This is a genomic window from Streptococcus sp. HMSC072D07 (assembly GCF_001814835.1).
Taxonomy (GTDB): domain Bacteria; phylum Bacillota; class Bacilli; order Lactobacillales; family Streptococcaceae; genus Streptococcus.
The window spans coordinates 372,466-387,253 of the sequence record NZ_KV818036.1 but is presented as its reverse complement, the minus strand read 5'-3'; the positions used below and the strand labels follow the sequence as shown (position 1 = coordinate 387,253).

Sequence of the window (14,788 nt, the reverse complement as noted above, 5' to 3'; positions counted from 1 at the left end):
AAAAATGACAGTTATTGATTTTACAGCAGAAGTAGAAAAACGCAAAGAAGACCTCTTGGCTGACTTGTTTAGCCTTTTGGAAATCAACTCAGAACGTGATGACAGCAAAGCCGATGCTGAGCATCCATTTGGACCTGGTCCAGTAAAAGCCTTGGAAAAATTCCTTGAAATCGCAGACCGTGATGGCTATCCAACTAAAAATGTTGATAACTACGCAGGACATTTTGAGTTTGGTGAAGGAGAAGAAGTTCTCGGAATCTTTGCTCACATGGACGTGGTGCCAGCTGGTAGCGGTTGGGACACGGACCCTTATACACCAACTATCAAAGACGGTCGCCTTTATGCGCGTGGAGCTTCAGACGACAAGGGGCCTACAACAGCTTGTTACTATGGTTTGAAAATCATCAAAGAATTGGGGCTTCCAACTTCTAAAAAAGTTCGTTTCATCGTCGGAACAGATGAAGAATCAGGCTGGGCAGACATGGACTATTACTTTGAGCACGTAGGACTTGCAAAACCAGACTTCGGTTTCTCTCCAGACGCTGAGTTCCCAATCATCAATGGTGAAAAAGGAAATATCACGGAATACCTCCATTTTGCAGGTGAAAATACAGGTGCTGCTCGTCTTCACAGTTTCACAGGTGGATTGCGTGAAAACATGGTACCTGAATCAGCAACAGCAGTCGTTTCAGGTGACTTGGCTGACTTGCAAGGGAAACTAGATGCCTTTGTTGCAGAACACACACTCAGAGGAGAAATCAAAGAAGAATCTGGCAAATACAAGGTGACCATCATTGGTAAATCAGCCCATGGTGCTATGCCTGCTTCAGGTGTCAATGGTGCGACCTACCTGGCACTCTTCCTCAGCCAGTTCGACTTTGCTGGACCTGCAAAAGACTATCTTGACATCGCTGGTAAGATTCTCTTGAATGACCATGAGGGTGAAAATCTCAAGGTTGCTCATGTAGATGAAAAGATGGGTTCCCTTTCTATGAATGCGGGTGTCTTCCGCTTTGACGAAGCAAGTGCTGACAATACCATTGCCCTTAACTTCCGTTATCCAAAAGGAACAAGCCCAGAGCAGATCCAGTCAATCCTTGAAAACTTGCCAGTTGCTTTTGTTAGCCTTTCTGAACACGGTCACACACCTCACTACGTGCCAATGGAAGATCCGCTTGTGCAAACCTTGTTGAATGTCTATGAAAAACAAACTGGTCTTAAAGGTCACGAGCAAGTCATCGGTGGTGGTACCTTTGGTCGCTTGCTGGAACGTGGGGTTGCCTACGGTGCTATGTTCCCGGACTCAATCGATACCATGCACCAAGCCAACGAATTTATCGCCTTGGACGATCTCTTCCGAGCAGCAGCAATCTATGCAGAAGCTATCTATGAATTGATCAAATAAAACGATAGAAGTCTGAGATTTTATGCTTGGACTTCTTTTTGGAGGGTAAACAGATGTCTCAAATTGAAAGAATCAAGCAAGCCATTATGGCGGATCCGCAGAATACCAGCTATACAGAACGCGGAATTGAACCTCTCTTTGCGGCGCCAAAGACTGCCCGCATCAATATTGTCGGTCAGGCTCCTGGGCTTAAAACGCAAGAAGCTGGGATTTATTGGAAGGATAAGAGTGGCGATCGCTTGCGTGAGTGGCTAGGTGTAGATGAAGATACCTTTTACAATTCGGGCTTGTTTGCAGTTATTCCCATGGACTTTTATTTCCCAGGACATGGAAAATCGGGCGACCTTCCCCCCCGTAAAGGCTTTGCCGAAAAATGGCACCCACAACTCTTGCAAGAATTGCCCAATATCCAATTAACTCTCTTGATTGGGCAATATGCCCAAGCCTATTATTTACATGAGAAAGTTAGTGGCAAGGTGACAGAACGGGTAAAACATTACCAGAACTACTTACCAACCTATTTTCCTCTAGTTCACCCTTCTCCTCGTAATCAAATTTGGATGGCTAAGAATCCTTGGTTTGAGTCAGAAGTGATGCCCGATTTGAAAAAAAGAATTCAAAAGATTCTTGGAGAAACAAAATGAAAGAAATTACTTTTAACGATTTTTACCAGCTTTACCAGAATAGTTCACTTTCTGTGCTGGACGTGAGAGAAGTAGATGAGTTTGAGTCTCTTCATTTAGAAGGTGCTCGTAATTTACCTCTCAGTCAATTGGCTGATACTTATGAACAACTAGACAAAGACCAGCTTTACTACGTGATTTGTAAATCTGGGATGAGGTCAGCACGTGCTTGTCAATTTCTAGCTGAACAAGGTTATGACGTTATCAATGTCCAAGGCGGAATGACGGTCTTTGAAAATCTTTAAACCTATATGGCGATAGATCCTAGTCTTCCCTTGCTCGGTTCCAACTGAGTGAGGGATTTTGTTTTTAGATAATTCTTATTTTTAAAAATATTGAAAACATTCAATGATTAATTTTGGATACTTTTTTCAGAGTCTTAATCATGGTATACTAGGTCAGTATTTTAGAAATATGAAGGAGATTTTTATGGCTAAAAAAGGTGCCCTAACAGGCTTGCTCCTGTTTGGAATATTTTTTGGTGCGGGGAACTTGATTTTTCCGCCTTCTCTAGGTGCCCTATCTGGAGAACAGTTTCTTCCTGCCATCGCAGGTTTTGTATTTTCGGGTGTTGGGATTGCTGTCCTAACGCTCATCATCGGAACGCTCAATCCTAAAGGATACATTCACGAGATTTCTAAGAAAATCTCACCTTGGTTTGCGACACTTTATCTTGCAGTCCTCTATCTATCGATTGGCCCCTTCTTTGCCATTCCACGTACAGCAACAACAGCTTACGAAGTTGGGATTAGTCCCCTCTTGTCTGAAGCAAATAAAGGCCTAGGATTGATTATCTTTACCGTGCTTTACTTTGCCGCAGCCTATCTGATTTCACTCAATCCATCAAAGATTTTGGACCGTATCGGACGAATCTTGACACCAGTCTTTGCTTTGTTGATCGTTATCTTGGTTGTACTAGGTGCCTTCAAATACGGTGGAACAAGTCCTCAAACTGCGTCAGCTGCTTATCAAGCTTCTGCCTTTGGTACAGGTTTCCTAGAAGGTTATAATACCTTGGATGCTCTTGCTTCAGTGGCCTTTAGTGTGATTGCTGTTCAAACCTTGAAACAACTTGGATTTTCAAGTAAGAAAGAATACATCTCAACTATTTGGGTTGTTGGTATTGTGGTAGCTCTTGCCTTTAGCGCTCTCTACATCGGTTTAGGATTCCTTGGAAATCATTTCCCAGTACCAGCAGAAGTGATGAAGGGTGGAACACCAGGCGTTTATATCTTGTCACAAGCAACTCAGGAAATCTTTGGTTCAACAGCTCAGCTCTTTCTTGCTGTTATGGTAACTGTAACCTGTTTCACAACGACAGTTGGCTTGATTGTGTCGACAGCAGAGTTCTTTAACGGACGTTTCCCACAAATCAGTTACAAGGTCTATGCAACTGCCTTTACCTTGATTGGGTTTGCTATTGCTAATCTTGGCCTTGATGCAATCATTAAGTACTCAGTGCCAGTACTTGTAATCTTGTACCCAATCACCATCTCCATTGTGATGATCGTGATTGTGAATAAGTTTGTACCCTTATCAAAACCGGGCATGCAGTTAACCATTAGCCTTGTTACAGCTATTGCTCTTGCAAGCGTTCTTGGAAGTTCCTTTAAGATTGAGTTTCTTGAAAATCTGATTAATGCCCTTCCGTTTGCGTCAGCCTCTCTTCCATGGCTAGTGCCAGCTATTATCGGAATCTTGCTTTCGCTGGTTCTACCAAACAAACAAGAGAGTGATGTTTTTGAGATGGAATAAAAAAATTCTTGGTCAACGACCAAGAATTTTTTGTATAAGCACGACTCGTTAGTTGGTTTGTTCAGTATAACCAGCCTCTTTAAGCATTTTTCTAGTTTTTAGGAAACTTACACGGCTTCCAGAGCCAGAAACTTCATTTGGCATTGCTTTTTTCATCTCTTCGAGATTCACAACAGTCATGTCAACCTCCATGCTATGGATGACTTTTCCATCTTTGAATTCGATATTTTGTGTAATGCCTTTAAGTCCTTCCTCCTTTTTATAAGTTTTCACGATAAGTTCTTTAATCTCTTCTGCTGACTTGTCCAGTATTTCAGGGTCAAAAACATTATAGACTTCTTGTTTTACAACATCATCCCCCTTAACAGTGTATGTCAAGGTAGAAGTTCTTCCGGGATTGCTATTGTGAACAAATGTGTGGGTTTCTGTCTCATCTTTCTTTTCAGATGATTGTTGACTGCTTTGTTTAGTCTCGTTTGACTGAGTTGTTGTGTCTTCTTTGGTACTGCTGCTAGCAGGTGTAGATGCTTGTTTGGAGCATCCGAGCAGGAGGACAAGTGAAGCCACTAGGGCTAGTGAAGTTTTAACAAGAGTTTTCATAAAATTTCCTTTCATAATCAAAGTATTTTGTATTATAACATGATTCTACTACAAAATCAACTAGACCTCCCCTCTCATCTGATTTGACATGACAATGAACAGAAACTAGTCTGACGATTAAAGTTTTGTCTCTATCTGTTTCAAAAATTTTTTATCGTATGGATTGAAAAGTGGGAAGTTTTAAATGCACTTTTTATGGGATTTGGAGGAATCTATCGGACTCATCAGTTAGGAATATAGTAAAATACCCCAAGAGTCAGAGTTGTGTCTAACTTTTGGGGTGGACCTACACTAGTCTATATGAAATTTTGGGAGATTAGTTCGTCTTTTCTGTGAATCCCATTTTTTCCAGTGCTTTTTTAGAATTTGAGAAACTGACACGATTACCGATACCAGAATATTCTTCAGGAAGTGCTTTTCTAAGTTCGCTAATGCTTGCAACTGAGAAATCAACTTCTAGATCTTGAACAACTTTACCATCTTTGATTTCAATCGTTTGTTTAACACCTTTGAGTCCATTATAACCTTTGTACTTTTCTTCGATAAAACTCTTGACATCTTCTGGAGTTGCACCAAGGATTTCAGGATCAGCAATGTTATTAGCTGATTGCTTGATAACATTGTCCCCTTCTACAGTATAAATCAAGGTAGAAGTGATTCCAGAATTGCTTTTGTTTACAAAGGTATGTGTTTTAGTTGTTTCTTTCTTTTCAGATGATTGTTGACTGCTTTGTTTAGTCTCGTTTGACTGAGTTGTTGTGTCTTCTTTGGTACTGCTGCTAGCAGTAGTTGATGCTTGTTTGGAACATCCGAGCAGGAGGACAAGTGAAGCCACAAGGGCTAGTGATACTTTAAAGTATGATTTCATATCTATTACTTTCCTTTCATAATCAAAGTATTTGTATTATAACATGGATCTATAGTGAAAGCAACTAAACACAGTTTTTCTCCTTTTGAGAAGGAGTCTGACTAGAAAAATGTTATAATGGTAGGAAAGAGGTGAAGAAATGAATCAAACTGTAAACTATATCAAAGAATTAACTGCTATTGCATCTCCAACGGGCTTTACTCGTGAGATTTCAGACTACCTAGTCCATACTTTAGAAGAGCTTGGTTACCAGCCTATTCGAACTGCTAAGGGTGGTGTCAATGTTACTATTAAAGGTCAAAATGATGACCAACACCGCTATGTGACTGCCCATGTGGATACGCTGGGTGCTATTGTCCGTGCTGTCAAACCGGATGGCCGTCTCAAATTGGATCGTATCGGTGGTTTCCCTTGGAACATGATTGAGGGAGAGAACTGTACGGTTCATGTGGCTAGTACAGGTAAAACGGTATCTGGAACTATCCTCATCCACCAGACATCTTGCCATGTCTACAAGGATGCAGGAACTGCTGAACGTACTCAGGACAATATGGAAGTGCGTTTGGATGCAAAAGTAACCAATGAAAAAGAAACCCGCGCCTTGGGTATTGAGGTTGGAGACTTTATTAGTTTCGATCCGCGAACAGTTGTGACAGAAACTGGTTTTATCAAGTCTCGACACTTGGATGACAAGGTCAGCGCAGCAATTTTGCTCAATCTTCTTCGTATTTACAAGGAAGAGGGGATTGAATTGCCAGTAACAACTCATTTTGCTTTTTCAGTCTTCGAAGAGGTGGGTCACGGTGCCAACTCCAATATTCCAGCTCAGGTAGTGGAATATCTAGCTGTAGATATGGGAGCTATGGGCGATGACCAACAGACGGATGAGTACACAGTATCTATCTGTGTCAAGGATGCTTCTGGTCCTTATCACTATGACTTCCGTCAACACTTAGTAGCTTTGGCGAAAGAGCAAGATATTCCATTTAAGCTGGATATCTATCCATTTTATGGATCGGACGCTTCAGCAGCTATGTCAGCAGGAGCAGAGGTCAAACACGCCCTCCTTGGAGCTGGTATTGAATCCAGTCACTCTTACGAACGAACACACATTGATTCGGTCGTGGCGACTGAGCGTATGGTAGACGCCTATCTCAAGAGCACCTTGGTGGAGTAAAGGGGCGATAAAGTATTATGTTTGAAATGCTGAAACAATTAGCAACGCCTGCTATAATAACGGGGTTAGTTTCGGGTTTGTATGCTTATTTCCAAAAGAAAAAAGAGGAATATCGTAAGTATGTGTATGAAAATAAACAAGAAAACTTTAAAGAACTAGTTGTTTATGCCGATGAACTGGTAGATAAAGGAATTACTAATCCAGATTTAGAAAAACTACTTTTTAAAATTTCTCAAAACATTAATCCGTATGGACGAAAAATAAAAACTTTTGGAAAATATCAGTGGATAGAAGATGATGGATATATATGGTATCAAATAGAAATTATAGAGAAAAAACTTGCTTCTCAAATACTTCAAATAGAGGATTTAAAAGAACTAGCTCATCGGATACAAATTGCTAAACGATTACTAGATATAAAAGTAGAAAAAAATATTCCGCTTATAAGTTCAGCTAAAATATGGTTTTATTTATTTCAGTATGCGATGTTATTACTTCAGCTATTTTTCATTTACTTTGGGTATCAGAGTTTTATAGAACAACCTACTGGACCCTCTTTGTTATTGGCTTATTTGCTGCTTGTTGTAATTTTAATTTTTTTACTCCCAGAATTTAGTGTTGATGAAAGTGATGATGGAAGATCTGGAATATTTATTACAGTGTGCCTTTTCTATATTGTCGCAGTTGATACTGTAATATCGTATTATTTGTATAAAAATTTATCTATTGTTCTTATTGTTGGAATAGTTTCACTTTGTTTAAGTATTGGTGTAATATTTTTAAAAGCTATTATCTTCGGAGAAAGTGAAATTGGTAAGGTATCTACAATTTATATCGAAGAATATAGAAAACTACAGGGACCTAAGTTAAGTAAGAGACGCTTTATAGATAATTTTACAGTTATTCCATTTTTTAATAAGATTCAAAAATTATTTCACAAAGATAAGAGGGAGGGGAATGATGACCTATGAACACCGACTTTTTGACCTTAATCACATCCTTCTCGACTTTGAAGCAGTGGATATCCGAGGGGTAAATAAAGCAGGGATTGACAGTGAGTGATTTAATCCCTATGTGCTTGAGAATGCAAGTATAGCTAATCCCGAGCTGTCAGGCTCAAGATATTTTGAACTTATTAGAGTTGAAAGGAGAGACTCATGTGTCTTATTTGTGAGCGGATAGACCTAATTAAAGCGGGGAAAAATCCCTACTTTGTAAAAGAACTAGAAACAGGCTATGTTGTTATTGGGGATCACCAATACTTTAAGGGCTATACCTTATTTCTGGCAAAAGAACATATAACAGAACTCCACCATATGGAGACTTCTGAAAAACTGCGTTTTCTAGAGGAAATGAGTTTAGTCCAAGAAGCAGTCGCCAAAGCGTTTAAAGCTGAAAAGATGAACATCGAACTTCTAGGAAATGGAGATGCCCACGCTCACTGGCACCTCTTTCCAAGACGGTCAGGTGATATGAAGGGGCATGGGCTTAATGGCCGTGGTCCAGTCTGGTGGGTGCCCTGGGAAGAAATGGCGTCAGAAGATTGCCAAGTGAAATCCCATGAGTTGGAACAAATGATTAAAGCCTTATCCGATGAATTAGAGAAGCACATGGCCTAAGAGAGGAAGAAAAAATGAAAAAAAGATACATCGTTTTATCAGGTTTGCTAGCAGTAACCCTAGCAGCATGTTCTCAAGAAAAACCTAAAAATGAAGAAAACACTCAAAAAACGGAACAAACTAGTCAACCTGAAGGAACTGTAGGGAGCAAATCCCAAGCCTCTAGTCAGAAGAAGGCAGAAGTTGTCAATAAGGGAGACTACTATAGTATTCAAGGGAAGTACGATGAAATCGTCATAGCTAATAAGCACTATCCTTTGTCAAAAGACTATAATCCAGGAGAAAATCCAACAGCTAAAGCAGAGTTGCTGAAACTCATTGCAGCAATGCAAGCAGCGGGCTACCCAATCAGCGATCACTACAGTGGTTTTAGAAGTTATGAAACTCAAACCAAACTTTATCAAGACTATGTGAATCAAGATGGTAAGGAAGCTGCTGATCGCTACTCAGCTCGCCCAGGTTATAGTGAACACCAAACAGGTCTTGCTTTTGACCTTATTGGGACAGATGGTGATTTAGTTACTGAAGAAAAGGCAGCCCAGTGGCTCTTGGATCATGCGGCTGACTTTGGCTTTGTTGTTCGCTATCTCAAAGGCAAGGAAAAAGAGACTGGCTACATGGCGGAAGAATGGCATCTTCGCTACGTCGGAAAAGAGGCCAAAGAAATTGCTGCAAGTGGTCTCAGTTTAGAAGAGTACTATGGCTTTGAAGGCGGCGATTACGTCGATTAAAAACGAAAGTTTTCTCTTGCATTTTTAGATAAATAGTGTATAATGGAAAAGTATGTGTAAAGCATACTTGTGGGAGGTAAAAATCTCTAATTACCGCCAAAACCACAAAGGAGGATTTAAAAATGGCTAAAAAAGTCGAAAAACTTGTAAAATTGCAAATCCCTGCTGGTAAAGCTACACCAGCTCCACCAGTTGGACCTGCTCTTGGTCAAGCTGGTATCAACATCATGGGATTCACAAAAGAGTTCAACGCTCGTACAGCTGACCAAGCTGGTATGATCATTCCAGTTGTTATCTCAGTATACGAAGACAAATCATTTACTTTCGTTACAAAAACACCACCAGCTGCTGTTCTTTTGAAAAAAGCTGCAGGTGTTGAAAAAGGATCAGGTACACCTAACAAAACTAAAGTTGCTACAGTTACTCGTGCACAAGTACAAGAAATTGCAGAAACTAAGATGCCAGATTTGAACGCAGCAAACATTGAGTCTGCAATGCGTATGATCGAAGGTACTGCTCGTTCTATGGGATTCACTGTTGTTGACTAATCAATAACACCCCCAATATAACCCGCAAGACTTCATCATTTCGAGAAGTGACGTGGGAGATGAAAATCGATTGAACCACTTACAAGGAGAATAGAAAATGGCTAAAAAAAGCAAACAACTTCGTGCTGCTCTTGAAAAAATCGACAGCACAAAAGCATACAGTGTAGAAGAAGCTGTAGCACTTGCAAAAGAAACTAACTTTGCAAAATTTGACGCAACTGTAGAAGTTGCTTACAACTTGAACATCGACGTTAAAAAAGCTGACCAACAAATCCGTGGCGCAATGGTATTGCCAAACGGTACTGGTAAAACTTCACGCGTTCTTGTTTTCGCACGTGGTGCAAAAGCTGAAGAAGCAAAAGCTGCTGGTGCAGACTTTGTTGGTGAAGATGACCTTGTTGCGAAAATCAACGACGGTTGGTTGGACTTCGACGTAGTTATCGCTACACCTGACATGATGGCTCTTGTTGGACGTCTTGGACGTGTCCTTGGACCACGTAACTTGATGCCAAACCCTAAAACTGGTACTGTAACAATGGATGTTGCTAAAGCAGTTGAAGAGTCTAAAGGTGGTAAAATTACTTACCGTGCTGACCGTGCAGGTAACGTTCAAGCAATCATCGGTAAAGTATCATTTGAAGCTGAAAAATTGGTTGAAAACTTCAAAGCTTTCAACGAAACAATCCAAAAAGCAAAACCAGCTACAGCTAAAGGAACTTACGTAACAAACTTGACAATCACAACTACTCAAGGTGTTGGTATCAAGGTTGACGTAAACTCACTTTAATCAGTAGTTTATATCAGAGAACGAGTACGAATGTGCTCGTTTTTTTGATGATAAGTTCATTCCAGGGGAAATAACTCTATTAATAGCCTGATGGGGCAATAGAATAGTGCTTTTCCTCTTCTTCTTTCACAGAAAATGTGGTATAATAGAGAGTAAAAAACTTTGAAAGAAAGAAAAAGATGAATTTAAAAGATTATATCGCAACGATTGAAAATTATCCTAAGGAAGGTATTACCTTCCGTGATATCAGCCCTTTGATGGCAGATGGAAATGCTTATAGCTACGCTGTTCGTGAAATTGTTCAGTATGCAACCGATAAGAAGATCGACATGATCGTGGGCCCAGAGGCTCGCGGCTTTATCGTGGGCTGCCCAGTTGCTTTTGAGTTGGGAATTGGCTTTGCACCTGTTCGTAAACCAGGGAAATTGCCACGTGAAGTCATTTCTGCTGACTATGAGAAAGAGTACGGTATTGATACCTTGACCATGCATGCTGATGCGATTAAGCCAGGTCAACGTGTTCTCATCGTAGATGATCTTTTGGCAACAGGTGGAACTGTCAAAGCAACCATTGAGATGATTGAAAGACTTGGTGGAGTTGTAGCCGGTTGTGCCTTCTTGATTGAGTTGGATGAGCTTAAAGGCCGTGAAAAAATCGGAGATTACGATTACAAGGTACTTATGCATTATTAATGAAAAACAGTCCTTGGGGCTGTTTTCTCTTCATCTGCTATATAAACAAACTATAGCTAGTTAGAGAAAAACTATAATTGAAAACTATATCTTCTTGCAGTATAATAAAAGGACTAAGTGTTTGAGATTTGACTTCAAACACATTCAATTATTTCTAAAAGAGTACAGTTAGGAGAAGGTTATGCCGATTAGAATTGATAAAAAATTGCCAGCTGTGGAGATTTTAAGGACAGAAAATATCTTTGTTATGGACGACCAACGGGCTGCTCATCAGGATATTCGCCCCTTGAAGATTTTGATTTTAAATCTCATGCCTCAAAAGATGGTAACAGAAACGCAACTCTTACGGCATTTGGCCAATACCCCCTTGCAATTAGATATTGATTTCTTATATATGGAAACACATCGTTCCAAGACAACTCGTGCCGAACATATGGAAACCTTCTATAAAACCTTTCCAGAGGTCAAGGATGACTTTTTTGATGGAATGATTATCACAGGAGCACCAGTGGAGCATTTGCCTTTTGAAGAGGTGGACTACTGGGAGGAATTCAAGCAGGTCATCAAATGGTCTAAGACGCATGTTTTTTCAACCCTCCATATCTGTTGGGGAGCACAAGCAGGTCTTTATGTTCGCTATGGCGTTGAAAAGCACCAGATGGATCGGAAACTATCAGGCATTTATCCACAGGATACCTTAAAAGAAGGGCACCTTCTTTTTAGAGGTTTTGATGATCGCTATGTAGCTCCTCATTCTCGTCATACTGAGATTTTAAAAGAAGAAATCTTAAACAAGACCAATCTGGAGATTCTGTCAGAAGGTCCTGAGGTTGGGGTTTCTATCCTAGCTAGTCGAGATTTGCGTGAAATTTATAGTTTTGGTCATTTGGAGTACGATCGTGACACTTTGGCAAGAGAGTATTTTCGTGATTATGAGGCGGGACTCAACCCTCATATCCCAGAGAACTACTTTAAAAATGATGATGTAAATGAGACGCCTTGTCTCTGTTGGTCTTCATCAGCTGCCCTCTTTTTCAGCAATTGGGTAAACTATGCAGTTTATCAAGAAACCCCTTTTGACTGGAGAAAGGTAGAGGATGATGTGGCTGCATTTGGATATCTATAAGAGGAATTATGACATATTTTGACGCTTTTAAATCAGGGAACTTGGTTTTACCAAGTGCCCTGCTCTTGCATTTTAAGGAACTCTTTCCTTCCAGCGAAGATTTTCTCGTCTGGCAATTTTTCTATTTACAAAATACCACAGCCCTAGGAGATGTTTCACCTAGTCAGATTGCTGAAATCATTGGGAAAGAGGTTGCAGATGTCAACCAATCTATTTCAAATTTGACTGAAAATGGTTTGCTACAATATCGAACCATTGAACTAAATGGGGAAATTGAGCTGATTTTTGATGCTAGTTTGGCTTTTGAACGCTTGGATAGCTTACTAGACAGCCAAACTCCAGCTACAACTGCCCCAAACCCGCAGAATCAGTTGAAGGATCTGGTTGAAACTTTTCAGCAGGAGTTGGGACGCTTATTAACACCATTTGAAATCGAAGATCTTTCCAAGACTGTCAAAGAAGACGGAGTTAAGGCGGATTTGATTAAGGAAGCTCTCCGAGAGGCCGTTCTCAATGGCAAGCCAAACTGGAAATATATTCAGGCAATCCTACGAAACTGGCGCCATGAAGGCATTCAATCTGTTGCCCAAGTAGAGGCCAAACGAGCAGAGCGAGAAGCGAATAATCCCAAACAAGTTCAGGCTTCGGCTGATTTCCTCGATGCCATGAATTTGTGGCAAGATTAGTCGCTTGAAAAATCTTGAAAATTAGAGTAAGGTTTGCAAGCTCCTTATAAATATGATAGAATAATAGTGAATAAAATGAAAAAAGAGGTATGTGAAATGTCACGTAAACCATTTATCGCTGGTAACTGGAAAATGAACAAAAATCCAGAAGAAGCAAAAGCATTCGTTGAAGCCGTTGCATCAAAACTTCCTTCATCAGACCTTGTTGAAGCAGGTATCGCAGCTCCAGCTCTTGATTTGACAGCTGTTCTTGCTGCTGCTAAAGGTTCAAACCTTAAAGTTGCTGCTCAAAACTGCTACTTTGAAAATGCAGGTGCTTTCACTGGTGAAACAAGCCCACAAGTTTTGAAAGAAATCGGTACTGACTACGTTGTTATCGGGCACTCAGAACGTCGTGACTACTTCCATGAAACTGACGAAGATATCAACAAAAAAGCAAAAGCAATCTTTGCAAACGGTATGCTTCCAATCATCTGTTGTGGTGAGTCACTTGAAACTTACGAAGCTGGTAAAGCTGCTGAGTTTGTAGGTGCTCAAGTATCTGCTGCATTGGCTGGATTGACAGCTGAACAAGTTGCTGCATCAGTTATCGCTTATGAGCCAATCTGGGCTATCGGTACTGGTAAATCAGCTTCACAAGACGATGCACAAAAAATGTGTAAAGTTGTTCGTGACGTTGTAGCAGCCGACTTTGGTCAAGAAGTTGCGGACAAAGTTCGTGTTCAATACGGTGGTTCTGTTAAACCTGAAAACGTTGCTTCATACATGGCTTGCCCAGACGTTGACGGTGCCCTTGTTGGTGGTGCGTCACTTGAAGCTGAAAGCTTCTTGGCATTGCTTGATTTTGTAAAATAATCTAGCTCATTCCAGACAGTCTGCTAAGACTGTCTTTTTTTTAAAGACTGTATATTTTTCTTAAATTATCAGTCAATTACAACTTTTTTAATATGGGTTAATTTTCTTGCTTTTGTCTACTAGGAGTAGTATACTGAGATAGTAATCAATAAATATGGTTGCAAAAATAATATTATGAGGTGATCAATATGGTTGAATTGAAAAAAGAAGCAGTAAAAGACGTAACAACATTATCTAAAACAGCGCCAGTAGCATTGGCAAAAACAAAGGAAGTATTGAACCAAGCAGTAGCGGACTTGTATGTGGCTCACATTGCCCTTCACCAAGTTCACTGGTATATGCGTGGTCGTGGTTTCCTCGTATGGCATCCAAAAATGGATGAATACATGGATAGCCTTGATGGTTATCTTGACGAAATCAGTGAACGTTTGATCACCCTTGGTGGAAAACCTTATTCAACTTTGACAGAATTCCTTCAACACAGTGAAATCGAAGAAGAAGAAGGAGAATTCCGTAACGTTGAAGAAAGCTTGGAACGTGTTCTAGCGATTTACCGCTACCTCATCGCTCTTTTCCAAAAAGCTTTGGATGTGACAGATGAAGAAGGCGATGATGTTACAAACGATATCTTTGTCGGTGCTAAGGCTGAACTTGAGAAAACAGTTTGGATGCTTGCAGCAGAACTTGGACAAGCTCCTGGTTTGTAAAATATAGTTGCTACCCCTTTTATCATGAGGCGCTTGATAAGTGCCCATGACCAGTCATCTTTTAAAAGTCATGTAACTGTAAACAGTTGCATGATTTTTTATTTACTGGACTTAGGACACATTGTCAAAAGTAGGATTTTACGGTATAATAGTTGCTGTTCAATAACATATGAATTTTAAAGAATAATTGTTAGTTTTAGGAGGACTTATGAACAACTTACCAAATTGCCCAAAATGTAATTCAGAATATGTCTACGAAGACGGAAGTCTCTTGGTCTGCCCAGAGTGTGCCTATGAGTGGAATCCTGCAGAAGTTGAAGAAGTAGAAGAAGGTGTTGTTGCTATCGATGCCAATGGAAATAAATTGGCTGACGGCGATACTGTAACCTTAATCAAGGACTTGAAAGTAAAAGGTGCGCCAAAGGATTTGAAACAAGGAACTCGCGTTAAAAATATCCGTATCGTAGAAGGTGACCACAACATCGACTGTAAGATTGATGGTTTTGGAGCTATGAAACTTAAGTCAGAGTTTGTTAAGAAAATCTAGCC

18 protein-coding genes are annotated in these 14,788 nt (G+C 40.2%); 16 read left to right on the top strand and 2 right to left on the bottom strand.

Annotated features, from left to right (window positions below; translation table 11 throughout):
• Positions 1–4: 4 nt before the first annotated feature.
• The 4 genes from pepV (at position 5) to brnQ (ending at position 3,843) form a co-directional block, all read left to right on the top strand.
• On the top strand, positions 5–1,405 hold the full coding sequence (gene pepV, locus HMPREF2991_RS02700) for a dipeptidase PepV (protein ID WP_070569161.1): 1,401 nt from the start codon (positions 5–7) through the stop codon (positions 1,403–1,405).
• A gap of 53 nt (positions 1,406–1,458) precedes the next feature.
• Positions 1,459–2,049, top strand: a complete 591-nt coding sequence (locus HMPREF2991_RS02695; RefSeq protein WP_070569157.1) for a uracil-DNA glycosylase family protein — start codon at positions 1,459–1,461, stop codon at positions 2,047–2,049.
• Entirely contained in the window at positions 2,046–2,333 is a 288-nt protein-coding gene (locus HMPREF2991_RS02690) for a rhodanese-like domain-containing protein (protein WP_000659169.1), read from the top strand. Before HMPREF2991_RS02695 ends, HMPREF2991_RS02690 begins: the two co-directional genes overlap by 4 nt.
• Before the next feature lie 184 nt (positions 2,334–2,517).
• Positions 2,518–3,843: a branched-chain amino acid transport system II carrier protein gene (gene brnQ, locus HMPREF2991_RS02685; RefSeq protein ID WP_001074590.1), complete on the top strand. Its 1,326-nt coding sequence runs from the start codon at positions 2,518–2,520 to the stop codon at positions 3,841–3,843.
• Between the two features lie 48 nt (positions 3,844–3,891).
• Here the strand turns inward: brnQ and HMPREF2991_RS02680 are convergent, their stop codons facing one another.
• Positions 3,892–4,443, bottom strand: coding sequence for a DUF1307 domain-containing protein (locus HMPREF2991_RS02680; protein WP_070683354.1), 552 nt, complete (start codon positions 4,441–4,443; stop codon positions 3,892–3,894).
• Between the two features lie 316 nt (positions 4,444–4,759).
• A complete protein-coding gene (locus HMPREF2991_RS02675; protein ID WP_000844333.1) occupies positions 4,760–5,311 on the bottom strand; it encodes a DUF1307 domain-containing protein in 552 nt (183 codons plus the stop codon).
• Positions 5,312–5,450: 139 nt separating this feature from the next.
• Between HMPREF2991_RS02675 and HMPREF2991_RS02670 the strand changes: the two genes are divergently transcribed.
• From HMPREF2991_RS02670 to HMPREF2991_RS02615, 12 genes are all read left to right on the top strand, one after another.
• A complete protein-coding gene (locus HMPREF2991_RS02670) occupies positions 5,451–6,488 on the top strand; it encodes a M42 family metallopeptidase (protein WP_001077273.1) in 1,038 nt (345 codons plus the stop codon).
• Between the two features lie 17 nt (positions 6,489–6,505).
• On the top strand, positions 6,506–7,459 hold the full coding sequence (locus tag HMPREF2991_RS02665) for a hypothetical protein (RefSeq protein ID WP_000462603.1): 954 nt from the start codon (positions 6,506–6,508) through the stop codon (positions 7,457–7,459).
• 186 nt (positions 7,460–7,645) lie between these two features.
• The gene (locus HMPREF2991_RS02660) at positions 7,646–8,107 is read left to right on the top strand and encodes an HIT family protein (RefSeq protein WP_000335584.1); all 462 of its coding nucleotides are present in this window, start codon (positions 7,646–7,648) and stop codon (positions 8,105–8,107) included.
• 14 nt (positions 8,108–8,121) lie between these two features.
• Positions 8,122–8,838: an LD-carboxypeptidase LdcB/DacB gene (gene ldcB, locus HMPREF2991_RS02655; RefSeq protein ID WP_000747738.1), complete on the top strand. Its 717-nt coding sequence runs from the start codon at positions 8,122–8,124 to the stop codon at positions 8,836–8,838.
• Positions 8,839–8,960: 122 nt separating this feature from the next.
• On the top strand, positions 8,961–9,386 hold the full coding sequence (gene rplK, locus HMPREF2991_RS02650; protein WP_001085808.1) for a 50S ribosomal protein L11: 426 nt from the start codon (positions 8,961–8,963) through the stop codon (positions 9,384–9,386).
• Positions 9,387–9,483: 97 nt separating this feature from the next.
• Positions 9,484–10,173, top strand: coding sequence for a 50S ribosomal protein L1 (gene rplA, locus HMPREF2991_RS02645; RefSeq protein ID WP_001085675.1), 690 nt, complete (start codon positions 9,484–9,486; stop codon positions 10,171–10,173).
• Between the two features lie 179 nt (positions 10,174–10,352).
• On the top strand, positions 10,353–10,865 hold the full coding sequence (locus HMPREF2991_RS02640) for an adenine phosphoribosyltransferase (RefSeq protein WP_001049316.1): 513 nt from the start codon (positions 10,353–10,355) through the stop codon (positions 10,863–10,865).
• A 181-nt stretch (positions 10,866–11,046) separates the two neighbouring features.
• Complete coding sequence (gene metA / locus HMPREF2991_RS02635) at positions 11,047–11,991, top strand: homoserine O-acetyltransferase MetA (protein ID WP_001122733.1); 945 nt, start codon at positions 11,047–11,049, stop codon at positions 11,989–11,991.
• Between the two features lie 8 nt (positions 11,992–11,999).
• Positions 12,000–12,677 (top strand): DnaD domain-containing protein, encoded by a 678-nt coding sequence (locus HMPREF2991_RS02630; protein WP_049505240.1) that lies wholly within the window; start codon positions 12,000–12,002, stop codon positions 12,675–12,677.
• Positions 12,678–12,773: 96 nt separating this feature from the next.
• Positions 12,774–13,532: a triose-phosphate isomerase gene (gene tpiA / locus HMPREF2991_RS02625; RefSeq protein ID WP_000087891.1), complete on the top strand. Its 759-nt coding sequence runs from the start codon at positions 12,774–12,776 to the stop codon at positions 13,530–13,532.
• 188 nt (positions 13,533–13,720) lie between these two features.
• Positions 13,721–14,239 (top strand): Dps family protein, encoded by a 519-nt coding sequence (locus tag HMPREF2991_RS02620; RefSeq protein WP_000229890.1) that lies wholly within the window; start codon positions 13,721–13,723, stop codon positions 14,237–14,239.
• A 208-nt stretch (positions 14,240–14,447) separates the two neighbouring features.
• Positions 14,448–14,786, top strand: coding sequence for a zinc ribbon domain-containing protein YjdM (locus HMPREF2991_RS02615; protein WP_042768486.1), 339 nt, complete (start codon positions 14,448–14,450; stop codon positions 14,784–14,786).
• Positions 14,787–14,788: the final 2 nt, after the last annotated feature.

Coding starts and splice junctions, on each gene's coding strand:
- ldcB (WP_000747738.1), top strand. CDS start 8,122: ATGAAAAAAAGATACATCGTTTTATCAGGTTTGCTAGCAGTAACCCTA.
- HMPREF2991_RS02640 (WP_001049316.1), top strand. CDS start 10,353: ATGAATTTAAAAGATTATATCGCAACGATTGAAAATTATCCTAAGGAA.
- HMPREF2991_RS02620 (WP_000229890.1), top strand. CDS start 13,721: ATGGTTGAATTGAAAAAAGAAGCAGTAAAAGACGTAACAACATTATCT.
- HMPREF2991_RS02660 (WP_000335584.1), top strand. CDS start 7,646: ATGTGTCTTATTTGTGAGCGGATAGACCTAATTAAAGCGGGGAAAAAT.
- rplK (WP_001085808.1), top strand. CDS start 8,961: ATGGCTAAAAAAGTCGAAAAACTTGTAAAATTGCAAATCCCTGCTGGT.
- HMPREF2991_RS02695 (WP_070569157.1), top strand. CDS start 1,459: ATGTCTCAAATTGAAAGAATCAAGCAAGCCATTATGGCGGATCCGCAG.
- HMPREF2991_RS02675 (WP_000844333.1), bottom strand. CDS start 5,311: ATGAAATCATACTTTAAAGTATCACTAGCCCTTGTGGCTTCACTTGTC.
- metA (WP_001122733.1), top strand. CDS start 11,047: ATGCCGATTAGAATTGATAAAAAATTGCCAGCTGTGGAGATTTTAAGG.
- HMPREF2991_RS02665 (WP_000462603.1), top strand. CDS start 6,506: ATGTTTGAAATGCTGAAACAATTAGCAACGCCTGCTATAATAACGGGG.
- pepV (WP_070569161.1), top strand. CDS start 5: ATGACAGTTATTGATTTTACAGCAGAAGTAGAAAAACGCAAAGAAGAC.
- HMPREF2991_RS02690 (WP_000659169.1), top strand. CDS start 2,046: ATGAAAGAAATTACTTTTAACGATTTTTACCAGCTTTACCAGAATAGT.
- HMPREF2991_RS02630 (WP_049505240.1), top strand. CDS start 12,000: ATGACATATTTTGACGCTTTTAAATCAGGGAACTTGGTTTTACCAAGT.
- rplA (WP_001085675.1), top strand. CDS start 9,484: ATGGCTAAAAAAAGCAAACAACTTCGTGCTGCTCTTGAAAAAATCGAC.
- tpiA (WP_000087891.1), top strand. CDS start 12,774: ATGTCACGTAAACCATTTATCGCTGGTAACTGGAAAATGAACAAAAAT.
- HMPREF2991_RS02680 (WP_070683354.1), bottom strand. CDS start 4,443: ATGAAAACTCTTGTTAAAACTTCACTAGCCCTAGTGGCTTCACTTGTC.
- HMPREF2991_RS02615 (WP_042768486.1), top strand. CDS start 14,448: ATGAACAACTTACCAAATTGCCCAAAATGTAATTCAGAATATGTCTAC.
- HMPREF2991_RS02670 (WP_001077273.1), top strand. CDS start 5,451: ATGAATCAAACTGTAAACTATATCAAAGAATTAACTGCTATTGCATCT.
- brnQ (WP_001074590.1), top strand. CDS start 2,518: ATGGCTAAAAAAGGTGCCCTAACAGGCTTGCTCCTGTTTGGAATATTT.